The sequence below is a fragment of the Halomonas sp. AOP43-A1-21 genome, from assembly GCF_052376775.1.
GTDB classification, from domain to species: domain Bacteria; phylum Pseudomonadota; class Gammaproteobacteria; order Pseudomonadales; family Halomonadaceae; genus Vreelandella; species Vreelandella colorata.
This window is the reverse complement of record NZ_JBQSWC010000004.1, coordinates 120,556-141,877: the sequence shown is the minus strand read 5'-3', so window position 1 is coordinate 141,877 and position 21,322 is coordinate 120,556. Positions and strand designations below refer to the sequence as shown.

Sequence of the window (21,322 nt, the reverse complement as noted above, 5' to 3'; positions counted from 1 at the left end):
TGTGGGGAACGGCATACCCGCCGCCTCGGCACGTTGCTGGGCGGCGGTTCATCCCCACGCCTGTGGGGAACGGCCCCAACTCATCACGGCGCTCATAAAATAATCCGGTTCATCCCCACGCCTGTGGGGAACGGAAGCTCTTGCTGAATTTCATCAAGGCGTACGCCGGTTCATCCCCACGCCTGTGGGGAACGGTGGCCCAGCAGCTATACGATGCGCTGGTTAAGAGGTTCATCCCCACGCCTGTGGGGAACGGAAACAGGCCGCGAATCTCAATCCAATTAATGCCGGTTCATCCCCACGCCTGTGGGGAACGGTTGCGATATCGGATCTGCCGCCAGCGCCAGCTCGGTTCATCCCCACGCCTGTGGGGAACGGAATAGCCGCCATATTATCAATGCCACCAAAAGCGGTTCATCCCCACGCCTGTGGGGAACGGTGCCTGGAAGCTCTCTTGCAGCATCCCCATGGCGGTTCATCCCCACGCCTGTGGGGAACGGTACTTGGCGTGCGGCGTGTCGGGCCTCGGCCACGGTTCATCCCCACGCCTGTGGGGAACGGTCTAATTGTAGATAACTGTTCTGCAAGATAAAAATAGACAGCAGAAAATCTACCAGCGATTCAGGTCAATTTTTGACCAAAAGAATATTATTAAAGAACAGTAAAATCAGAACGTTGCAGGAAGCTATAAAAATCGCACCAAGCAGCGTTTTTTAAGAAGCGTGGCCTCTCTTATAGCATACGCATTCGTCAACGGCGGATTACTCGCGAAGGGCGCTCATCTGGTGTGCTTGCTGGCTGATTCCGTCGCTTTCAGACAAGCGACGCCCGCGACTCTTCCACCATCTTGCCGGCTAATTCCCCTACCGTGCGTACCGCGGTTTCAATTGCAGGCGTCAGGGTAAAGGCATAGTTAAGGCGCAGACACTGGCGAAACTTGCCGGAAGCGGAAAACAGCGAGCCGGGGGCGACGTGCACGTCATGCTGCGCCAGGAGCTCGTTGAGGCGCACGCAGTCCACCGCAGCGGGCAGCTCCACCCACAGCAGAAAGCTGCCTTGCGGGTAGCTGATGCCCGAGCCTTCCGGAAAGTAGCGTTGCACCCAGTCGATCATCACATCGCGCTGGCGCTGATACTGGCGAATGGCCACGCGCAGATGGCGCTCGTAGTGCCCTTTGGTAACGAACTCGGCCACTGCCAGTTGGGGCAGCGTGGCCGACGCTCCGGTGGAGACGTACTTCATGTGCAGCGCCTGATCCCGGTAGCGCCCCGGCGCCATCCACCCGACCCGCAGCCCCGGCCCCAACGTTTTGGAAAAGCCGCTGCACAGCAGTACGCGCCCGTCGTCATCGAACGATTTAATGGTGGGCGGCCGGGGCTGAGTAAACGACAGGTCGCCATAGATATCGTCTTCGATAATCGCTACGTCAAAACGCTGGGCAAGCTGGAACAGCGCGCGTTTGCGCGCCGGCGGCATGGTGTAGCCCAGCGGATTGTTGAAAGTCGGCGTTACCTGAATGGCGCGGATCGGCCACTGCTCCAGCGCAAGCTCGAGCGCTTCCAGGCTGATGCCGGTTTGCGGGTCGGTGGGAATCTCCAGCGCCTTCAGGCCGCTGGCTTTCAATATCTGCATGGTGCCGTAGAAACTCGGCGAATCAACCGCAACCACATCGCCCGGCTGGGTCAGGGTGCGCAGCGCAATGGAAAGTGCTTCCTGACAGCCCGTGGTGATCAAAATATCATCCGGGTGAAGCAAGCAGCCTGATGCCACGGCAAGCTTGGCCACCTGCTGGCGAAGCTCGGGGCTGCCGCTTAGTTTGTCGTAGTTGAAGCCATGCAGATCGACACTTCTGTGCAACCCACCCAGAATTTTGGACAGTGGCCTGAGCGACGCATACTCAAGATTGGGCACACCGCGCCCGAGCAAAAGCCGGTTGTCGTCACGCTGGGTGGCGACGAGTTCCAGCACCTGGTCCCACTGCGACACATCCAGCGGCCGCTGAGCCGGGCGGGATATCGAAGGCAGTACCGACGGCGCCCGGCCAGGTAGCACGAAGTAGCCCGACTTGGGCCGCGACTCGATCAGCGTTGCATCCATTAGCTGACGATACGCCTCTTGCGCGGTCGAGATGCTCACCTCCATTTCAAGGCAGACGGCGCGAATGGAGGGCAGGCGGTCCCCCGGGCGGTAGATGCCGTGCTCGATACGCTCGCGCAATACAGCGCCGACCTCTTCATAGCGCGTCATGGCTTTTCCTCTCTTGACGCCATACAGTTGATGGCTAAAACAAGCATACAGCGGCACAACATAGGCTATCTGTATCCCTGAAATACATAATCCTATATCTGTATCATGAATCACTTACTGAGTAACCTGAAATGGCCAACCATCGGAGAGATCACCATGCCCCGTTTCAGTCTCGCTCAGCTTCGCTACCGGCTGCGCTGTTACCGTGAATGTCGCCGCAGCCGCCGCCAGTTACTGACACTCGATGACCGCTTGCTCAAGGATATCGGCATCAGCCGCGCCCAGGCCCATCAAGAGGGCCGGAGAACCTTCTGGCAACACACAACGTTCAACAAGGAGCGTTCATGAACCGCGCCGAGTACTACCTTCTGGATGTGTTTACCGATACACCGTTTGCAGGCAATCAGCTAGCGGTCTTTCTGGAAGCCGACAGCCTTGAAACCGCGACCATGCAGGCCGTGGCCCGTGAGCTTAATCTGGCGGAAACGGTATTTCTTGGCGCGGCAAGCGCGGCCAACCACTACCCGATGCGCATCTTCACGCCAACGCAGGAGCTCGATTTTGCCGGCCACCCCACCGTAGGCACCGCGCAACTGCTGGCCGAGCTTGGCCTGGTAAACCGCGAGCAGACGCTGATTCTACAACCGCCGGTCGGCGAGCTGCTCGTCAGCTTTTCGGACCGTAAAGCCACTTTCACCACTGCCCGGCCCGCCAGTATCAGCTCAAGTCCACTGGACCAATCCAGCGCCGCGGCCCTACTCGGCCTGCAACGCCATCAGGTCGTCGGCACACCCGTCATTTCTTCCTGTGGGTTGGCTTTTCACTTGGTTGAGCTTGGCGATCTCACGGCTCTGCAAAACATACACATATCTGGGGCCGAGTGGGCCAACACGGTGACGCCCAGCGGTGCCGAGCAGGTATACCTGTATGTGGCCGAGTCATCGGGCGGTGCAGAAACCGTGCTTCGCAGCCGCATGTTCTCAAGAGAGCATGGCCTTTGCGAAGACCCGGCGACCGGGAGCGCGGCGGCGGCGCTGAGCGGTTACCTGGCAACCACAGGTGAAGCCAAGCGCTGGATGATTCATCAGGGAGTGGAAATGGGTCGGCCCAGCGTGATTGAAACCGCCATGGATGGCGAGCGGGTTCAGGTGGGCGGCAACGCCGTGCTGGTGGGTAAGGGGGAGATTTACCTAAGGGATTGATACTCGTTTGCCCACCCGCCAAGCCGCTTTCAGCGGTCGACGAGGCTAAGCTATCTACTTTCAATCCAACCCCGCATGTTCGCGACCTCGGCCATGAAGCACTACCTACCTACCTACCGCGGAGGACACCACTCAATAGAGGATTGATCTGCCCTCGCGCCAGCTCAGCAAACTGCTTGCGCGAGGGTTTGAACCCCACGCCCTCAGGCCAGGCAAGCCAAGCATCCGGCACCATGAAGCCGGGTAGCGCTTCGCGTACCCAGGCACCTAGCGTGCGTTCCGACACGGGTTCATGGTGCCAATCGATAAACGCCACCGGTCGCTCGCCCCACTCACTATGGGGCACCGGCACCACTAATGCCTGAGCGATACCAGGGTGATCGACCAGACGCTGTTCAATAGCTTCCGGCTGGATATTTTCACCACCGGAAATAAAGGCGTTATCGAGCCGCCCTTCCACTACCAGCGCGCCTTGCGGAGTAAAATGACCCTTGTCGCGGGTGGCAAACCAGCCTTCATCGTTGAGGGCCGAATCAACCACGCCGTTATTCAGATAGCCGCTGAACAGGGTGTCACCCCGCACCTGTATCTCTCCTTCATCCACTCTCACCTCGCGACCCGGTAGCGGCGCGCCCACAACGCCAGGTGCTGCCGGGATACCGGTGCAGACCTGGCTGGCCATCTCGGACAGCCCATAGCTGACCTTCGGTGTCAGCCCCAGCGCGGTCATTTTGGCCACCAGCGGCGCAGGAATCGCCGCGCCGCCCAGCAGCAATTCGCGCAGCTGTGTGCGCTGGGGTGTAAAACCCGCTTGCAGCAACCGCCAAAGCTGGGTGGGCACCAGTGACAGATGGGTGATCGACTGCTGCTCAAGACGCGCAGACAACGTATGCGGCGCATCATCGAGAATCACCCGCCCGCCGGCGAGAAAGACGCGAAACGCGATAGCGTAGCCACCGATATGAAATAACGGCAGCGAGAGCAGCCAGCCACTGTCCTGATCGACGGGGATAAACGACGCCGAGCCACGCGCCGACGCCAGGTGATTGCCCACACGATGGAGCACCGCCTTGGGCGTACCGCTGGAGCCGGAGGTAAAGATCGTGTTGCACAGCTGATTGCCATCAAGCACCGGCGACGAGCTCACCTCGGTTTCTGAGAGAAAATCGAGAATGACCGGCACAAGCTCCGAGGGATAAGCATGGTCACTCTCCGGTTGGCAGACGCGATCAGCCTGAAGTCGCTTGGCCAGACCCAACTGCTGGGTTACGGGAAACGCGGGATTGAGCGGACAGAAAATCAGCCCGGCGCGTAGGCAAGCCCAGGCGAGCAGCAAGGAATCAAGCGAGCCTTTGGCGGGAACCACTAGTCGATCCCCGGCCACGAACCCTTGCCGCGCCAGCTGCTGTGCTAACGACGCTACGCGGCGATCGAGCGTGCGATAATCAAGGCATACAGAGCCAGCCTCTATGGCGATTTTCTCAGGGGTCTCTTTAGCCCAAAAGTGTATGGGGCAGGTATCGATCACGCTGAGTGCTCCTGTTGATGGCTATGAGGGTTTATATCGACGAGGCCCGATAGAGGCAGCGCAGTGAGTGTGTCATTACTTCTCCCGAGACATGGGTAACCCGCGCCGTCAGCCAGTGGCCTGTGTCCAGCCCCGGCGGTTCATTGGGCGCCCACTGGCTGGCTAACCGGCCCAGCAGTCCAAGGCCCAGATCGGATTCAAAGCTCGAGGAAATCACCACACGCAGGTTGCCTTCGCTTGCTCGCTGAACGAGTGCTTCGCAGGCATTTAGCGAGCCGATTAACGTAGGCTTGATGACCAGCGCTTTTAGCTGCGGGTGGCAGTGCCACGCGGCTCCGCGGGAAAGCGTTTCATCCAGCGCCACGCCCACCCCCGTGGCTTCCGCGACCGCGATCGTGTCAGCAAAGCTAGCACAAGGCTCTTCCAGGTAGTCAATCTGTTCCAGCGTCAGGCGCTCGCAGAAGCGCTGGGCGTCTGCCCGTGTCCAGCCTCCGTTGGCATCCAGAATCAGTTGGGTGGTGGGGAAGTGCTTGCCAAGCTGTTCGATCAGCGCCAGTTCCTCTGCCATGGCGTAGCGTGCCACCTTGAGCTTGAGTCTTTTCGGCGGCGACGCCTGCCAATGGGAGGCTGAAAGCGACGGCATCAGAGACGCGGGCGTGCCCTGAAGCAGCGGATAGGCTGGCAAAGGGTCAGGAAGATCAGCGGGCCACGCGCGCTGGGCGCAGTCGAACCCGAACTGCACCGACGGTAGCGCCGGGCAGGTGGTGTCGCCGCGCTTTAATGCAGCCAGGCAGGCAAGGCTTTCCGCTTCTGCTTCCGCCAGGGTTTCCATCGAGAAGCCAGGCAGCGGCGCGACCTCGCCCCATTGCCCATTGATGGAAACCAGCAGCCCTTCCCGGTTCTTGAGCCTATGCCCTTTAAACATCAGCGGCTGGCGCAACGGGAGGGAGTAGCGGTAAAGCGACAGCTGCATCAGGGGTTACGCGGATAGCGAGAGAAATCCGGGCGGCGTTTTTCGTTGAACGCGTTACGCCCCTCCTGGCCCTCTTCGGTCATGTAGTAGAGCATGGTGGCGTTACCGGCCAGCTCCTGAAGCCCGGCCTGGCCGTCGCAGTCGGCATTGAGCGAGGCTTTCAGGCAGCGCAGCGCCATAGGGCTGTGCTGGAGCATCTCGCGGCACCAGCGAACACTCTCTTTTTCGAGCTCGGCAAGCGGTACGACGTGGTTGACCAACCCCATGTCGAGGGCCTGGGCGGCGCTATACTGACGGCACAGAAACCAGATTTCCCGGGCCTTTTTCTGACCGACAATACGGGCCAGGTACGAGGCGCCGTAGCCACCATCAAACGAGCCAACCTTGGGGCCGGTCTGGCCAAATACCGCGTTATCGGCGGCAATGGTCAAGTCACACATCAGGTGCAGCACGTGGCCACCGCCGATGGCGTAGCCCGCCACCATGGCGACGACTGGCTTGGGGCAGGTACGAATATCACGCTGGAAATCCAGCACGTTGAGGTGATGGGTACCCTCTTCGTCCTGGTAGCCGCCATAGTCACCGCGAATGCGCTGGTCGCCGCCGGAGCAGAACGCTTTATCACCGGCGCCGGTGAGTAGAATGGCGCCGATAGCGCTGTCGTGGCGGGCGCGGTTGAGTGCCTGGGCCATTTCATTGACCGTTTGCGGGCGAAAGGCGTTGCGCACCTCGGGGCGGTTGATGGTGATACGAGCCACGCCCTCGCTCGAGGTGTGATACAGAATATCCTGGTAGTCTGCGGAGTCGTCCTGCCACGCGATGGGGGCATAGAGTTCTGATTCAGTCAGTCCGTCAATCATGTCAGTCTCTTTTAATCGGTTAAGGCGTTCTGCGTCCCGGTCAGCTCAGCATACCGGCCACCACCAGGCCTAATGCCAGCATACTCAGCAGCGCAGCCGCGCCGTACATCAGTTTCTTGTTGAAGCCGTCGCGGCCCACGCTTATATCGAACAGGCCATGGCGCAGCCGGTGAGCGGCATGAAAGAGCGGCAGGCACACCACTGCGCCGACAAACAAAAAGCCCGGTACGCTGAACAGTAGCGCCGTGGCCCGCTCGTAGCTTAGCGCGTCGGCGGGCAGCAGCCCAAGCGGCAACAAAACGCCAATAAACAGGATGACGGCGGGCAAAAGGACCGCAAAACAGACGCCGCCCGCGCTGAAAAGCCCCCACCAAAGCGGCTCATCGAAGGCTTGTTGGTGGGATGCCGCCTGTGGGCTGCCGGGTTTACTCATGGCTTGCTTGCTCATATTCAGGCCCTCCCCAATAACCAGAAGAACAGCAGCGCGACGACCACCACGCCTGCCCACTGCCCCGCCACGATCATGTTGTCAGGCAGGCTGCGGCCAGCGATGCGCAGCGGCATGACCCGTGGAAACAGCACAAAGAACGTGGCGGCGTGATAAAGGCTGGCGGCAAGCGCCAGAAGGTTCAGCGCCAGCACCACCGGCGAGCCCATGAAGCCCACCCAGCCCTGCCAGCTATCCGCCCCCTGAACGAGCGCCACCATTCCCGCCATCAAACAAAGCAGAAAAAACACCAGCGGCAAAACCGTGGCTTCGCGCAGCATATAAAGTTTGAAAAACCGATGCTTTAGCCACCAGTTGCGTTTCAGTGGCGGCAAGCGTTGCGATGATGTTTTATTCATGCGCCTTCCCCTCGCCGTTCATCTCATCGCCTTTGAACAAGGCGATCAAGGTATGCTTGGCCGCTTCGACCTTGCCCTGGTTCACCGCCGCAGCGGGGTCGACGTGCTTCGGGCACACCTTCGAGCAAAAGCCGACAAAGGTGCAGCTCCACACGCCCTCGTGGCGGTTAAGCTCCGCCATACGCTGCTTTTTGCCGTGGTCGCGGCTGTCCTGGTTGTAACGGTGGGCCAGCGCGATCGCCGCCGGGCCCCGAAACTCCGGGTTGAGCCCGAACTGCGGGCACGCCGAGTAGCAGAGCCCGCAGTTGATGCAGTTGGCGAACTGCTTGTAGCGGGCCAACTGCGCCGGCGACTGGCGATAGGTTTCCGGCGCTTGGGGGTCGAAGGGTTTGACCGGGTCGTCATCGATTAGATAGGGCTTCACCGCCGCCAGGTGCTCGAGAAAGATCTCCATGTCCACGACCAGGTCGCGCTGTACCGGAAAGTGGGCGAGCGGCTCGATACGGATCTCGCCGTCATAATCGCGCAAAAAGGTTTTGCAGCCGAGCTTGGGAATGCCGTTCACCATCACCCCACAGGAGCCGCAGATCGCCATGCGACACGACCAGCGGTAGCTCAGCGTGCTATCCAACTGCTCTTTTATATGGTTGAGGGCGTCCAGTAGCGACGTGCTGTCATCAACCGGCAGCTCAAAGGCCTGCCAGTAGGACTCCGCCGCGTTATCGGGTACGTAGCGCTTAACGCTGATGGTCTTGTTCATACCTTGTCCCCTTTACCGGCGTCCCCATAGGCCCGTTCTGCCGGGGCGGAAAAGCGTACATCGACCTCCTGCCAGTGCAGCCTGGCAGGCGCCTCGCCTTGATAAAATACCTGGCTGTGCTTGAGGTAGTTAACGTCGTCCCGCGTTTGCATCCCTTCGTCCAGACGCTGGTGGGCACCGCGGGATTCACGCCGCTCCAGGGCACCAAGGCACGAGGCTTCGGCGATATCCAGTCCACACCCAAGCTCGAGGCACTCCAAAAGCTCGGTATTGAATATCTTGCTGGCATCGTTGACGCGAATCTCGCGGTAGCGCGCGCGCAGCTTTCGAATTTGTGCCAACGCCTGGGCCATGCTTTCCTCGGTGCGGTAGATACCACAGCCGCTTTCCATGGCCTGCACCATGGCGTGCTTGAGATCCACCCAGTTCTCGCCGCTGCGGTTGCCATCGCAAAGGCGCGCAAGCGTGGCCTGTTGGCGCTCGGCCTGGGCGTGTAGAAGAGCGCTATCGGCCCACTCGGTGTGTGCCGCACGCCGGCTTGCCTGTTCACCGGCCAGGCGGCCAAACACCAGCAGTTCGGTGAGCGAGTTGGAGCCCAGCCGATTGGCGCCATGCAAGCCGACCGAGGCACACTCCCCTGCGGCATAGAGCCCAGTGATCGAGGTTTCGCACTGCGGGTTGGTTTCGATCCCGCCCATGGTGTAGTGAACGGCGGGGCGAATGGGGATGGGTTCCTTCACCGGGTCGACGTTGATATAGGATTTGGCCAGCTCGCAGATGAACGGCAGGCGCTCGAGGATGGTTTTCTCACCCAGGTGGCGAAGGTCGAGATACACCACGTCGCTGTCGCCGAACTTGCCGGTGCGCCCGGCCTGCTGCTCCTGCCAAAACGCCTGGGAAAGCTTGTCCCGCGGGCCCAGCTCCATGTACTTGTTTTCCGGTTGGCCCAGCGGTGTTTCCGGGCCCAGGCCGTAATCCTGCAAGTAACGGTAGCCGTCCTTATTAAGAAGAATCCCGCCTTCGCCGCGGCACGCTTCGGTAATCAGAATGCCGGAACCGGGCAACCCGGTAGGGTGGTACTGCACGAACTCCATATCGCGCAGCGCCACGCCGTGGCGGTAGGCCATCGCCATGCCGTCGCCGGTGACGATGCCCGCATTGGTATTGAAGCGAAACAGGCGCCCGGCGCCGCCGGTGGCCAGAATCACTGCCTTGGCGCGCAGCAGGGTCAGCTCGCCGGTCGCGATTTGCAGCGCAATGACGCCGATGACCGCGCCTTCGTGAACGGCCAGGTCGAGCACGAAATACTCATCAAAGCGCTCGATCTCCGGGTATTTGAGCGAGGTCTGAAAGAGCGTATGCAGCATGTGAAAGCCGGTTTTATCCGCGGCAAACCAGGTGCGGGCGGTTTTCATGCCACCAAAACGGCGCACCTGCACTTGGCCGTCGTCCTTACGACTCCAGGGGCAGCCCCAGCGCTCCATCTGCACCAGCTCCTGGTAGGCATGATGAACGAAATAGTCCACCACGCCCTGCTCGACCAGCCAGTCGCCGCCGGAGACGGTGTCATCGAAGTGTGCCTGGTGAGTGTCGTCGCTGCTGGTAACCGCCGCCGCGCCACCTTCGGCGGCTACGGTATGCGAGCGCATGGGATAGACCTTGGAAAGCATTGCGATGCGCTGCGAGGCGCCCTGCTCTTTGGCAGCCTCGGCCGCGCCTATCGCAGCGCGCAACCCCGCACCGCCGCCCCCTACGATGACAATATCGAAATCCTGCTGGCGCATGGCACCCTCCCGCTGGTCAGGTTAAAAGACTACCGATACAACGCCCTCTTCTGGTTTGAAATTACCATACCCCTGAAAGGCAAAGTATTGATCTCGCACCAATCTAAAGAACTATTGACACACATCAAACAACGGGCAGCGACACACGTATTACAGTCATATCTCCACCCATCGAGACGTTGCGCCGGCGTCTTTCAGGCAGCGCACAAGGAGGCCACTCACCCCCACTTTTTCCTCCCGTGAATGATTTACGGGTAATTTTCTGACCTGACCCGCTATAAGAGAGGGCAACATGACCAGCCGTGCTCAACCCGTGCCGTTATGGAAGTTGTTAGCACCCGTTTTCGTCGCCATCGTCGTTGCCTTGATACCCGCGCCATCGGGACTGGCACCGCATGCGTGGTACTTTTTTGCCATTTTTCTGGGCTGTGTGGTCGGGCTGATACTCGAGCCCCTGCCCGGTGCAGTCATTGGCCTACTCGGGGTGACGCTGGCCGCGCTACTTTCGCAATGGGTACTGTTTTCGCCGGAGCAGATGGCAGTGGAAGGCTTCAATGCGGCCAATCAGGCCTTCGCCTGGGCGGTCTCGGGCTTCACCAACTCGACCGTTTGGCTGATTTTTGGCGCCTTCATGTTTGCCCTTGGCTATGAGAAAACCGGCCTGGGGCGGCGCATCTCGCTTTGGCTGGTGAAATCCATGGGCAAACGCACCCTAACGCTGGGTTACGCGGTCATGATCGCGGATGCGATTCTGGCGCCGTTTACCCCTTCCAACACCGCGCGCAGCGGCGGCACCATCTACCCGGTGATTCGTAACCTGCCGCCGCTTTATGATTCCCACCCCAACGACCCCAGCATGAAGCGCATGGGCAGCTTTTTGATGTGGACGGCCATCGTGTCCACCTGTGTCACAAGCTCCCTGTTTCTGACCGCACTGGCCCCCAACCTGCTGGCCATCGCGCTGACCGAAAGCGCCACCGGCCTGCATATCCACTGGGGGCAGTGGTTCATGGCGGTCGCGCCGGTGGGTATTTTCCTGCTACTCCTGGTGCCCTTGCTGTGCTACTGGCTGTGCGCCCCAGAGGTAAAAGCGGGTAATGAAATTTCCGACTGGGCCGGCCAGGAACTGGCCAAGCTGGGACGCTTGACCCGCCATGAAATCCTTTTGGTCGTCATGGTGGCCACGGCCTTGCTGCTGTGGATCTTCGGCGGCGATATCATTTCGGCGTCCCTGGTGGGCCTGGTGGTCATTTGTGCCATGCTGCTGACCGGCATCATCGACTGGAACGATATTCTCGATAACCGCGCGGCCTGGAATACCTTTGTCTGGTTTGCCACCCTGGTGGCCCTGGCCGGCGGGCTTAGCCAGGTCGGGTTCGTCAACTGGTTCGGTGGCGTGGTCGGCGGGCAGATCAGCGGCTTCAACCCCGTGATGGCCATGGTCGCGCTCACCGTGATTTTCTATCTGCTCCACTACCTGTTTGCCAGCGTCACCGCCCACGTGACGGCTTTACTGCCGGTCATGCTGGCGGCGGCTTCGGGCATCGCGGGGCTGGATATGGAGCTGTTCGTTTTGCTGCTGCTCCCCACGCTCGGTTTCATGGGCATTCTGACTCCTTACGGCACCGGCCCAAGCCCGGTCTACTACGGCAGCGGCTACCTGCCGAGCGGCCTTTGGTGGCGGCTGGGGGCGGTCTTTGGTCTGCTGTTTCTGGTGGTCTGGCTGGCGGTCGGGCTTCCGTGGCTGCTGCTGATCCACTGAGCAAGGGGCCCTTAAAGGAGCGCGCGATACCAGCTTTCCAGCTGCCGCGCGACCTGGCCGGGCTGCTCGGAATGCAGATTGTGCCCCCCTTCGAGGGGGGCATGCGCTATATGGGGCGCCGCCGCTGCCAGGCGTGTCGCCAGGCCGCTGAATTTGGCGTCGTGAAGGCCGGACAGATAGCCGACCGGCAACGAGGTATTCGCCAGCCACGGCCACTGAGAGGGCTGATGCCCCAGCGACGTGGCCCGCAACATGCAAGCTACGGACTTACCAATATTGTGCCCCCGGCGCTTGCACTGCTGGCTGCGCGCCGCGGTGGAGAGATCGGCAAATACGGGCTGCTGGTACCAGTTGGCGAGCACGTTTTGAAGCGGTTCCTGCTCGAAGCGTATTGCCCAGCGTTCATCATGCGCAAGACGCCCCGGCCGCTCGCTTTCGGGTAGCCCGGGGTGGGCACTCTCCAGCCATAGCGCCTGAAGCCCCGGCGGTTGGCGGCTGGCGTGATAAAGCGCCAGCCGCCCGCCCAGAGAATACCCTAGCAAGCAGTAGCGGTCGATGCCCCGGGCGTTCAAGGTATCGCCCAACCAGTGATGAAACGCGTCGAAAGAGCTTACCTGCACGCCGTGGTTCTCGCCGTGGCCGGGCAGGTCCAGTGCCAGCGTCGGGATACCCTTCCCCTCCAACTGGTCACGGACCTTTATCCAGTCGTGCCGGTCGCCTAACAGGCCATGCAGCATTATCAGGATCGGGTTGGAAAAATGGCTGGAAGGATGGTTGGAAGAGTCGCTCACGTCAGGCCTCTCGAATCGCTACGCCCAGGGCCGCCAGCTCATCCGCTACCTGCTGATGAGGCAAGCTGATTTCGATCAGCGTAACGCCGACCTCGAGGGCCTGCTGGTAGGCTGCGGTAAAGGCATCGAGCGAATCCGGCGCGGCGTACGCAAGCCCGAACATCAACGCCGCATGTTCAAAGTTCAGCCCGTGGGGCTGGCGAAAATAGCGCTCCAGCTGCTCGCCTTCTTTGGGCACCGGCAGCATATGAAAAATGCTGCCGCCATCGTTATTGAGAATGACCACCACCAAGGGGTGCGCCGCCTGTTTCAGCAGCGCCAGGCTGTTGAGGTCGTGCAGGGCGCTGGTGTCCCCCAGCACGAGGGTGGTGGGCCCTGGATGGGTACAACTGAGGCCGTAGGCCGTGGCCGTCAGACCATCGATGCCGGAAGCGCCGCGATTGGTGAATACCCGCAGGGGCATTTCGCGGTAGGTGCCCAGCATATTCATCAGCCGCGCCACCAGGCTATTGCCGACCACCAGCTGCCCTTTCGCCTGTTGCGCTAATTGGTGGCACACCCCCAGTTCGGAAAACGCAGCACATCGCGCCTCGACACACTGGCGGGTGCGCCGCTGAAGGCGATCCAGCCGGTGCCAGGGCGGCCGCTCGGCGGGCGTGGGCAACGCTTCAATGAACGCGTCGGGCGGGCTGACCCAGCGGCGCTTGATAACGTAATCGGGGTCGAGCCGGTGCGGCAGCGGATCGACCAGCCAGGTGTCCTGCCAGGGCTTTTGCGCGATAAAGCCGGTCAACCGCTTGGAAATCAGCCGCCCGCCGAACTGCAGCAGCACCTCGGCCTGGGCAAGCTCTTCGTAAAACTGCGGGTCATGAAGGGCCAGGTCGAAATACACCAGGTTCTGCGGATCGAAGCGAATCTGGCTTTGCAGGTCCGCCAATAAAGGCCAGCCCAACTGTTTGGAGAGCTCGACGATTTTCGCTACCTGATGGGGGGCATGCGCGCTTCCCTCGATATTGCCCACGACAATCACGCCCTGCTTTCGAGAAAATACCTCCCACTCGCTATCGCACGCGCTCGTGTGTGAAGGGGTTTCCACCGGCGCCTGCCAATCACTCCAGGGGGCGGGGCCTGCCTGCCAGCGGCCTAGCGGGGCAAGGTAGTGGGTGGCATCGAGTAAGTCGCGGCCTGGGTAGAGCGGTTCGCGATACCGGCAGTTAATGTGGATAGGCCCAGGCGTGCGGCGCTGTCGATCGACACAGTGGTCAATGGTACTCAGCAAAAAAGCCGCTTGCATCTCTGCGGCTGGCGGCGGCAAATCCCGGTGCTCGACCGTGTGGCGGGCGAAAATATCCCGCTGATCGATCGCCTGGTTGCTGCCGTTATCCAATAGCTCGATCGGCCGGTCGGCGGAGAGCACCACCAGCGGCACGCCGGTCAATTTGGCTTCCACGATCGCCGGATAGAGATTGGCGACCGCCGTCCCCGAGGTCGTGATGATCACGACCGGCCGATGGCTGCCCCGGGCCATGCCGAGCGCGAGAAAGCCAAGCCCGCGTTCGTCGAAATGGCAGTGGCAGTTTAGCCCCGCATGTTCGCTGGCCGCCGCCGTCAACGGGGCCGAGCGCGAACCCGGCGCCAGCACGACATCGCGCACTCCCAGGCGATAAAGCTCCTCCAGCATCAGCGCAGCCCAGAGGTGATTGAAGGTGGCGTGATGCGTTGCAAAGCCAGGCATTGAAGCAGGCGCGGTCATGTCTTACCCCATTCCCAAAAGCGTCATGATATCGGCAATTTTACTATCCAGCTCGCGCCACTCCGCGTCTGGTTCAGAACCTTTCACGATCCCCGCACCGGCGTAGAGCCGAATCGAGTCTTTACCGACATGGGCACAGCGAATGGCCACTGCCAGGTCACTGCTGGCGTGGCTGATTCGACCAAAGACACCCGCGTACCAGCCGCGCCGGTGGTGCTCATGCTGGCGGATGAAGGCCAACGCCGCCTGACGGGGTACGCCTCCGACGGCTGGCGTTGGAGGCAAGGTTTCGAGTAGTTGCCGGTCGCTCACTTCAGGGTGTAGCTTGGCGTGAATCAGGCGGCGAATGTGCAGCACCGAGCGCAGCGTGACAATATGTGCCTCGCCCATGTCGATCCGATGCGAAAGCGGTTCAAGCTGGCTCAGCAGCTGTTGATACACGCACCGATTTTCCAGGCCGTTCTTGGTATCTGAAAGCAGCCTGATGGCAAGTTCACCATCTTGCTGGGCTGTGCGCCCGCGAGGCGTCGTCCCAGCCAGTGCCTCGCTAGCCAAGTGAGAACCTTTGCGCCTGTAAAGCCGCTCCGGAGGGCAGCCAATAAACGCTTCATGGGGTGTGAACTGGATACCCAACTGGAAACAGTCAGCAGCCCCTGCCTGCCAGTGTGACAGTAGCGCCCAAGGGCTGGGTATTTCAGAACTGCGTAGGCATGTTTCCCGCGAAAGAACCACCTTGGGGGTTCTACACAATTGGTCTGGCTGGGTCACCCGGCTTACCTGTGCTGCCCACTCTTCCCGAGAAGGACAGTCGTTACGTTCCAGGGAAAGCGGCAAAAGTGGTGAAAGTGGCCTGGGCGGATTTAGCGCATCAAGCGCCGCATGGGCATCAGCCAACTCTTGTTCACGATCGCGGTCATCGAAGCGCAGGTTGAGTGACAGCATTGTCCCTTGCTCACAGCGCTTGAGTTCTATGCGCGGCAGCAAAAAGTAGCAGTGGTTGAAGTTCGCCCACCCCGGCGTAGTAGGGTCAAAGGCCATACCACCGAAATAGTCGGGCTGCTCTCCCGGGTGGGCCGCCAGCGCGTATTGGTCGCTGTGCAACGCCGCTAGCGAGTCCAGCGCTTTGACCACGCCGACCATTGCGTACTCGGGCGCATCAAGCTCGCGAGCTTTCCAGTAAAGGCGCGGGAACACGCTCTGCACATTCAGCCAGCCTATTAAATGCTCTATCTGGCAGGGCGTGCTCAGCCGTATAAATCCCTGCGGCTGCTCAATACAAAGCTCATCCAGCCGTTGCTTGAGTATTACCACGGGGGTTGCCAATTCCGTCATGTCACGCTTACTTCCTCAAAATACCCATTTCACAATGCTGTAAGCATGGTTCAGGCGTGCCGATCGCGTACTATTTTGTTTCTGATATAGGGCAGCACCCAGCGGTCTCCGCCAAAGCGACCGGCATTGGCGCCTGCCACTAGCAAGAAGAAGGTCAGCGCGATCATCCACGGGTTGGCCGAGACGGTGCCCGCCATCAAGAAGGACATGTTCATCACAATGGCGAAAAAAGCCGCATAGGAGGTCAGGACGCCAACAATCAGCCCAAGCCCTACCAGAACCTCGCCGAACGGAATAACGACATTGATAATATCGGCATAAGGCAGCGCGACGTTGTCTAGAAAGGCAACGTAGTTAGGATAAACCATGCTGCCTTCACGCATTACAGGGTTGGCAACCGCATTACTCAAAAAGCCCTGAGCATCAAAGCCGCTGGTCATTTTGCCAATCCCCAGCGTTAGCCAGGTAATACCCAGATAGAGGCGCAATACTAGCCAGACAAAAGCTGCATATTTGTTTGTTCTAAATAAGTCGCTGATCATCCCGTAGGCTCCACATTAGAGGGGGAATGCCAGTAGTGTGGGGGAAAGCACGTCGGCTTTTTTTGACTTAAGTCTACTTTTTAGCACTTAATTATACATAGAGAGATGTTTTGGCCTCTGCTTATTGCATGCTGGTTCTACTAACGGTTTCTTTACCGCTGATGCCAAAAGGAATAGTCAATAAATGCCCCAATCTGTAAAACGCCCTCACTACCACGCCTGGTTACTGGCGGCGCGACCACGCACACTCCCACTGGCCTGCGCGTCCATTTTACTGGGAACTGGACTTGCCTCTTATCAGGATAGTTTTAATGCAGGCGTATTCTTACTGACCCTGTTAACGGCGATCTCACTCCAGATACTCTCCAATTTGGCCAACGATTATGGGGATGCGGTATCGGGAGCAGATGACCAGGAGCGTATTGGTCCCGTTCGAGCGGTGTCGTCGGGCCTGTTAAGCCCTCAAACGATGCGTAGAGGAATGGTAATCACAGCCACGGCTGCTGCGCTTTTAGGACTTTCATTGCTGCTTACTGCCTTCGGAAACCAGTGGGGGCATATTGCCCTCTTCGTACTGCTAGGCGCCGCTGCTTTATTAGCGGCGGTGACCTATACCGTGGGGCTTGGCGGTACGCCTTATGGATATCGGGGGCTAGGTGACATCTCGGTTTTTGTATTTTTTGGGCTGCTTGGCGTGCTGGGGACTTATTACCTGTATACCCAGCAGTTAAGCGGGCTGGCGCTTCTTCCTGCGGCGACCTGCGGACTGCTATCGGCTGCGGTACTGAATGTGAACAACGTCCGCGATATCGAGAACGATGCGCGCAATGGAAAAATCACCCTGGCCGTAAAGCTTGGTCGCGCTAACGCGGTCAACTACCACTGGGCATTACTGGGTATGGCACTGCTGCTTACCTTGATTTATCTGATTGCACTTCCGGTGCCGCTGGTGGGATGGAGCTGCCTGCTGGTCGCCAAGCCGCTCTCTGATGCCGCCAGAACATTAAGCCATAGCCGCGATGGCGAGACTCTCACCGGTATGCTGAAGAAGACCGCCATTTCAACACTGATTTACAGCATGCTGCTATCCATTGGCTTGGCATTTTTTAGTGGCTAACAAGCTTTCTGTTTCAAGGATGATAAATTATGACCATCTCTACTACGCCTTTCTCGGTAAATGAATTTCGCCAAGAATTGTCAGTATCAAACCAGCGCAAAATGCTCACCTGGGCTGGCTGCGAGTTACGTGTGGCCTTCTGGCGCACCGTATCAGGCAAGGAGCGACCTGCGGTAATAAAGATAAACGCGCAACGCTACTACGTCGCCTCCACCAGTGCTGACAATATGCAAACGTGGTTTGCCCGAATACAGCGTGAAAAGAACCTTCAAGAAAGCCCTGGAGACGAAACTTCTGGAGACAGTTCTGGAGACAGTTCTGGAGAAGGTTATGAGAAAAGTTCTAAGAAAAGTTCTGAAGAAAGTTTTGAAGAAAGCAGCGAGCTGGTAATCAAGTCACTGTCGCTTGCCGAGCTTGCCCGCAACGCGCATATCCACCAGTTGGGCATCCACCTGAGCGATGAGCAGGCAGCCATGTATTTTTCAGGCTCTATCATGACACTCTGGGGAGAAACGGCCATTCTAGAGGATAAGAAAGGCCAAGAAATCATCTACCGAGCGGCCGAGGTCTTCACTTTCGAATCGCCTGATGAGCCCGACCCCATCCCCTATGGCGCTGTTCAGTACTGGCACGACGGCGAACTGGAGTACAACCCTGACCGAGATCTGAGTAAGCAACAGTCACTGCATGTGTTCGATGATCAGTGGGACTGGAACAGCCCTCTATTTCCTACCCTACCCGATAAGGTACAGGCACTCAGTAGCCTTTCATCTAACGCGCAAGCCTTTTTCGAGCGTATGAGGGTGCCACCACTGCAAAGCCCAGAGCCTGAGCCAGTACAGCCTCCGGCCCCAGAGCCTTCCTACCAAAACGCTTTTGTCGGCGCGGATAATCTCGCCTCTTTCCACTCACTGCGTGGCATGGTCGATCAGGACATCGTACCGCCTGCCGACGATATCACTCTGACAATCACAAAAGACGCCAAGCATCGTGACAAGCGCACCGACAGCACCGAACGCTGGGGAATAAGGATAAGCTTCACCACGCCCATGGGATTTAATGCCGTTTTCGACCCCGACTGGCTAGATGCTTCTCTCTGCAAAGCCAATACAACACTGCCAGACACTACAGGCGTCCATCATGCCAGCGATGTACTACGCGAGCGTATTGTCAATCATCTTGCCTGGAGCTTCTTTCAGCACGGCCGCGGCTTCGTAAAAACACTGTTCGGTACAGCCTTGAAAGGACTACTACCAAATTGCATTACCAACGGATACGGGGCTTTTCAGCTGGACTACGCGGATAAACGTTTCCCCTGTCTGGCACGCTTTCAGTGCGGTGAACTAGAAGTGGCAGTGCTTTTATTAGGGCAGGATAAAGGCAACTACGTATGCATGCCATTGAAGTTCGAGGAGATCCCGGAGGCGGATTTGCCCACGCTGGTCCCCCGTCGCAGCGAACTGATAAGCATGGAGTCAAAGAGTATAATACTTTCAGAGCACCACCATAGATTGATAATTCCCATGTCGCTTATCGACTTTCCTGACCATTGGTATCGTGGCATTCGAGTCAGCAATCAGCATATCAAATCTCAGTTTATTTTCGGCATGCGCTTCAACACCATGATCGCCGAAATGGAGAACGAACAAACTACCACTGCAAGGTTCCCTCTTAAGTGGATCATAGCAGGCTGTGCGGCAGTGGTTTTGGGCGTAATATTGGGGGTGAGTTTATAGCCCCCCCTTCCTTTGCTAGCCTTTCCATTTATCGCCGCTTGCCCTGCGCTAACGATATTGCCTATGGCTTAAAGCACCATCTCATAGCCTTCAAATTTCGGCGGTCCCAGGTAAATACCTTCTGCGATTTGGCGCCCGCATGGGCTTTGCGGAAGGCTTCTGACTGGGTCCAGGCGCGGAAGGGCTTATTATATCCATGCTGAGCAATGTCATGGCCTGACACTAGAGTTTGCTACCCCACCATGCCATAAGCGCTTAACCGGCGGAGCCCATCAATTTTGCCTAAATAAGTTAGAAACAATAAACTATGTTTTCTTAGGGCTCGGAAGCGCTGGGCGATAAACACTGAACATTGATTTTATCAAAACCCAGTGCCCACGTCTGATTAAGCACGATGAATAAGCACGCGTACTCGCCGCTTCTTATTGTTCATTACTATTTAAAAGCCTGTTGTTTTATAGGGCTTTGAACTGCTATCTAACTCAGGGATGATAACCATGACTACGGATACTTTTACACAATTCTCTTTAACCGAATTTCAGAAAGATCTGTCATCGTCGGATCAGCGCAAGTTACTTCGTTGGGCCGACTGCGAGCTCTATACGGCCTTGGTACGCAATGCGGCAGGCCATGAGGAGCCGGTGGTAATTCAGATAGATGAAAAATCTCGCTACGCCGCTTCAACAAGTGCGGATACCCTGCACAATTTATTGGCTAGCGCCAAGCTTGAAGAAGGTAGTGAAGCAGTGATCAAGCCCCTGCCGTTGGCCGAACTGGCTCGTAATGCGCACCTTTACGGTGTGGGGCTACATATAGTCGACGATGGAGAAGGTGATTATATCGCAGGCCGCACTACACTCGTGCTGGGCATGAAGGCCGTGGTGGAAACACCCGAAAATAAAGAAGTCCTCTATGAAGCGGAGATCTTCTTTTTCAAGCCAACCAATGACGTTCACATGCTGCCGTATGGGTCCGTTCAGTACTGGTACGATGCCAATCCTAAGCATACGTACACGTCGGATGAGAGCCAGGCCGCCTCTATCTACGTATTTGACGATCAACTGGACTGGAGCAACCCTCTTTTCCCTGACCTGCCCGAAGGCGCCATGCCATTGAGCACGTTATCACCCAGTGCTCAGGCTTTTTTCGAGCGCACACGGCTTCCGTTGCTACAGCGCTGGAACGATGCGCCAGCAGAGCCTATAGAACCAGAGCTTCTCTACCACAATAGCCTGATTGGAGAACCCCTTCTCTCTTTCAGCCAGCTACGCGCCATGGTGGATCAAGACATTGTGCCAGCGGCGAATGACATCATCCTTAAGGTTGCCAAAACGGTCCAACTGGAGGGAGAGCCAGCCGATGCCTCTGAACGCTGGGAAGTTAAGGTCAGCTTTACCACGCCCATAGGTATCAAGGCGCTCTTCGATCTGGACTGGGTTCAAGCGTCATTGTGCCAGGCAAATACAGAGCTACCCAATACCATCGGCACCCATAGCGCCAGCGAAGCGCTGCGCGAGCGTATCGTCAATCACCTCGCCTGGGTATTTTTACAACGGGGTCGTAGCTTCGACGTGGCAAGGTTCGGCGAATGCCTAGACGGACTATTCCCCGATCAAGTGATCAACAGTGACAAGGCCTACCAGCCGGACTATACCGACCGCCGTTTTCCCTGTCTGGCCCGCTTTCAGTGCGGCGAATATCCTGTGCCGGTCATGCTGCTGGGGCAGCAAGGCGGCAACTACGTATGTCAGCCACTAAAGGATGTAGACATACCAGAGAAGCACGCCCCTACCTCTATTCCTGGGCGCAGCAGTTTTATCGATATGACGAGACAGACCATGATGCTTTCCAATATTGGGGAAAGATTGGTGCTCCCCACCTCGCTCATCGACTTTCCAGAAGCCTGGTACGAAGGCATTCGCCTCAGCAATCAAAACCTCAAATCCAAATTTGTTTCGAGCATGCGTGTAAACACGTTTTTAAGCGAACTTGAACAAGCAGATGGCGCCACCAGTAGCTCGGCCAAATGGCTCATCGCGGGCTGTGTAGCGGTGGTGATAGGCGTGATAGCGATGATGAACTTGTAATA

Annotated in this window: 18 protein-coding genes, 1 pseudogene and 1 CRISPR repeat array (1 of these 20 cut by a window edge); of the genes and pseudogenes, 6 read left to right on the top strand and 13 right to left on the bottom strand. The window is 58.4% G+C overall.

What is annotated here, in order from left to right; all coding sequences use genetic code 11:
• A CRISPR array of direct repeats spans nucleotides 1–561; the repeat unit is 29 nt; unit sequence CGGTTCATCCCCACGCCTGTGGGGAACGG; it reaches 1,544 nt to the left of the window's first position.
• Nucleotides 562–813: 252 nt separating this feature from the next.
• Nucleotides 814–2,247, bottom strand: coding sequence for an aminotransferase-like domain-containing protein (locus ACT3R7_RS04050; RefSeq protein ID WP_192536592.1), 1,434 nt, complete (start codon nucleotides 2,245–2,247; stop codon nucleotides 814–816).
• A gap of 156 nt (nucleotides 2,248–2,403) precedes the next feature.
• On the opposite strand from ACT3R7_RS04050, the gene ACT3R7_RS04045 reads away from it, so the two are divergent.
• Nucleotides 2,404–2,595: a DUF1127 domain-containing protein gene (locus tag ACT3R7_RS04045; RefSeq protein WP_192536593.1), complete on the top strand. Its 192-nt coding sequence runs from the start codon at nucleotides 2,404–2,406 to the stop codon at nucleotides 2,593–2,595.
• Entirely contained in the window at nucleotides 2,592–3,449 is an 858-nt protein-coding gene (locus tag ACT3R7_RS04040; RefSeq protein WP_192536594.1) for a PhzF family phenazine biosynthesis protein, read from the top strand. Before ACT3R7_RS04045 ends, ACT3R7_RS04040 begins: the two co-directional genes overlap by 4 nt.
• Before the next feature lie 109 nt (nucleotides 3,450–3,558).
• Here the strand turns inward: ACT3R7_RS04040 and menE are convergent, their stop codons facing one another.
• The 7 genes from menE to frdA are packed head-to-tail and all read right to left on the bottom strand — an operon-like array spanning nucleotide 3,559 to nucleotide 10,200.
• Nucleotides 3,559–4,977, bottom strand: a complete 1,419-nt coding sequence (gene menE / locus ACT3R7_RS04035; RefSeq protein ID WP_192536595.1) for an o-succinylbenzoate--CoA ligase — start codon at nucleotides 4,975–4,977, stop codon at nucleotides 3,559–3,561.
• A gap of 31 nt (nucleotides 4,978–5,008) precedes the next feature.
• Entirely contained in the window at nucleotides 5,009–5,950 is a 942-nt protein-coding gene (menC, locus tag ACT3R7_RS04030) for an o-succinylbenzoate synthase (RefSeq protein WP_192536596.1), read from the bottom strand.
• Nucleotides 5,950–6,810 carry a 1,4-dihydroxy-2-naphthoyl-CoA synthase gene (gene menB / locus ACT3R7_RS04025; RefSeq protein ID WP_192536597.1) on the bottom strand — a complete coding sequence of 287 codons (861 nt, stop codon included), beginning with the start codon at nucleotides 6,808–6,810 and terminating at the stop codon, nucleotides 5,950–5,952. The genes menC and menB overlap by 1 nt, the downstream gene beginning before the upstream one ends.
• Before the next feature lie 40 nt (nucleotides 6,811–6,850).
• On the bottom strand, nucleotides 6,851–7,258 hold the full coding sequence (gene frdD / locus ACT3R7_RS04020) for a fumarate reductase subunit FrdD (protein WP_192536598.1): 408 nt from the start codon (nucleotides 7,256–7,258) through the stop codon (nucleotides 6,851–6,853).
• A 2-nt stretch (nucleotides 7,259–7,260) separates the two neighbouring features.
• Entirely contained in the window at nucleotides 7,261–7,656 is a 396-nt protein-coding gene (locus ACT3R7_RS04015; RefSeq protein ID WP_192536599.1) for a succinate dehydrogenase/fumarate reductase transmembrane subunit, read from the bottom strand.
• Nucleotides 7,649–8,416, bottom strand: a complete 768-nt coding sequence (locus tag ACT3R7_RS04010; protein WP_192536600.1) for a succinate dehydrogenase/fumarate reductase iron-sulfur subunit — start codon at nucleotides 8,414–8,416, stop codon at nucleotides 7,649–7,651. Before ACT3R7_RS04010 ends, ACT3R7_RS04015 begins: the two co-directional genes overlap by 8 nt.
• Nucleotides 8,413–10,200, bottom strand: coding sequence for a fumarate reductase (quinol) flavoprotein subunit (frdA, locus tag ACT3R7_RS04005; protein ID WP_192536601.1), 1,788 nt, complete (start codon nucleotides 10,198–10,200; stop codon nucleotides 8,413–8,415). Before frdA ends, ACT3R7_RS04010 begins: the two co-directional genes overlap by 4 nt.
• A 313-nt stretch (nucleotides 10,201–10,513) precedes the next feature.
• Between frdA and ACT3R7_RS04000 the strand changes: the two genes are divergently transcribed.
• A complete protein-coding gene (locus tag ACT3R7_RS04000) occupies nucleotides 10,514–11,962 on the top strand; it encodes an anion permease (RefSeq protein WP_319643912.1) in 1,449 nt (482 codons plus the stop codon).
• An 11-nt stretch (nucleotides 11,963–11,973) separates the two neighbouring features.
• On the opposite strand, the gene menH is transcribed toward ACT3R7_RS04000, so the two are convergent.
• The 4 genes from menH to ACT3R7_RS03980 form a co-directional block, all read right to left on the bottom strand.
• Entirely contained in the window at nucleotides 11,974–12,753 is a 780-nt protein-coding gene (gene menH, locus ACT3R7_RS03995; RefSeq protein ID WP_318782728.1) for a 2-succinyl-6-hydroxy-2,4-cyclohexadiene-1-carboxylate synthase, read from the bottom strand.
• A 1-nt stretch (nucleotide 12,754) separates the two neighbouring features.
• Nucleotides 12,755–14,434 (bottom strand): 2-succinyl-5-enolpyruvyl-6-hydroxy-3-cyclohexene-1-carboxylic-acid synthase, encoded by a 1,680-nt coding sequence (menD, locus tag ACT3R7_RS03990; RefSeq protein WP_496198838.1) that lies wholly within the window; start codon nucleotides 14,432–14,434, stop codon nucleotides 12,755–12,757.
• A 75-nt stretch (nucleotides 14,435–14,509) separates the two neighbouring features.
• Nucleotides 14,510–15,838 (bottom strand): isochorismate synthase, encoded by a 1,329-nt coding sequence (locus ACT3R7_RS03985; protein ID WP_193091093.1) that lies wholly within the window; start codon nucleotides 15,836–15,838, stop codon nucleotides 14,510–14,512.
• 50 nt (nucleotides 15,839–15,888) lie between these two features.
• Nucleotides 15,889–16,380 (bottom strand): DoxX family protein, encoded by a 492-nt coding sequence (locus ACT3R7_RS03980; RefSeq protein WP_193091094.1) that lies wholly within the window; start codon nucleotides 16,378–16,380, stop codon nucleotides 15,889–15,891.
• 184 nt (nucleotides 16,381–16,564) lie between these two features.
• On the opposite strand from ACT3R7_RS03980, the gene menA reads away from it, so the two are divergent.
• On the top strand, nucleotides 16,565–17,497 hold the full coding sequence (gene menA, locus ACT3R7_RS03975; protein ID WP_193091095.1) for a 1,4-dihydroxy-2-naphthoate octaprenyltransferase: 933 nt from the start codon (nucleotides 16,565–16,567) through the stop codon (nucleotides 17,495–17,497).
• A gap of 29 nt (nucleotides 17,498–17,526) precedes the next feature.
• Nucleotides 17,527–19,233: a hypothetical protein gene (locus tag ACT3R7_RS03970; RefSeq protein WP_193091096.1), complete on the top strand. Its 1,707-nt coding sequence runs from the start codon at nucleotides 17,527–17,529 to the stop codon at nucleotides 19,231–19,233.
• Between the two features lie 68 nt (nucleotides 19,234–19,301).
• Here the strand turns inward: ACT3R7_RS03970 and ACT3R7_RS03965 are convergent.
• Nucleotides 19,302–19,414 (bottom strand): annotated as a pseudogene (locus ACT3R7_RS03965) (antibiotic biosynthesis monooxygenase family protein); the annotation flags it as partial.
• Nucleotides 19,415–19,730: 316 nt separating this feature from the next.
• Here ACT3R7_RS03965 and ACT3R7_RS03960 point away from each other — a divergent pair.
• Nucleotides 19,731–21,320, top strand: coding sequence for a hypothetical protein (locus tag ACT3R7_RS03960; protein ID WP_192536608.1), 1,590 nt, complete (start codon nucleotides 19,731–19,733; stop codon nucleotides 21,318–21,320).
• The last annotated feature ends 2 nt before the right edge of the window (nucleotides 21,321–21,322 follow it).

Bases quoted from the DNA above. Each gene is read 5' to 3' on its own strand.
- menB (WP_192536597.1), bottom strand. From the start codon at position 6,810: ATGATTGACGGACTGACTGAATCAGAACTCTATGCCCCCATCGCGTGG.
- ACT3R7_RS04050 (WP_192536592.1), bottom strand. From the start codon at position 2,247: ATGACGCGCTATGAAGAGGTCGGCGCTGTATTGCGCGAGCGTATCGAG.
- frdA (WP_192536601.1), bottom strand. From the start codon at position 10,200: ATGCGCCAGCAGGATTTCGATATTGTCATCGTAGGGGGCGGCGGTGCG.
- frdD (WP_192536598.1), bottom strand. From the start codon at position 7,258: ATGAGCAAGCAAGCCATGAGTAAACCCGGCAGCCCACAGGCGGCATCC.
- ACT3R7_RS04045 (WP_192536593.1), top strand. From the start codon at position 2,404: ATGCCCCGTTTCAGTCTCGCTCAGCTTCGCTACCGGCTGCGCTGTTAC.
- ACT3R7_RS03970 (WP_193091096.1), top strand. From the start codon at position 17,527: ATGACCATCTCTACTACGCCTTTCTCGGTAAATGAATTTCGCCAAGAA.
- ACT3R7_RS04040 (WP_192536594.1), top strand. From the start codon at position 2,592: ATGAACCGCGCCGAGTACTACCTTCTGGATGTGTTTACCGATACACCG.
- ACT3R7_RS03985 (WP_193091093.1), bottom strand. From the start codon at position 15,838: ATGACGGAATTGGCAACCCCCGTGGTAATACTCAAGCAACGGCTGGAT.
- menC (WP_192536596.1), bottom strand. From the start codon at position 5,950: ATGCAGCTGTCGCTTTACCGCTACTCCCTCCCGTTGCGCCAGCCGCTG.
- ACT3R7_RS03960 (WP_192536608.1), top strand. From the start codon at position 19,731: ATGACTACGGATACTTTTACACAATTCTCTTTAACCGAATTTCAGAAA.
- menD (WP_496198838.1), bottom strand. From the start codon at position 14,434: ATGCTGGAGGAGCTTTATCGCCTGGGAGTGCGCGATGTCGTGCTGGCG.
- ACT3R7_RS04015 (WP_192536599.1), bottom strand. From the start codon at position 7,656: ATGAATAAAACATCATCGCAACGCTTGCCGCCACTGAAACGCAACTGG.
- menA (WP_193091095.1), top strand. From the start codon at position 16,565: ATGCCCCAATCTGTAAAACGCCCTCACTACCACGCCTGGTTACTGGCG.
- ACT3R7_RS04010 (WP_192536600.1), bottom strand. From the start codon at position 8,416: ATGAACAAGACCATCAGCGTTAAGCGCTACGTACCCGATAACGCGGCG.
- ACT3R7_RS03980 (WP_193091094.1), bottom strand. From the start codon at position 16,380: ATGATCAGCGACTTATTTAGAACAAACAAATATGCAGCTTTTGTCTGG.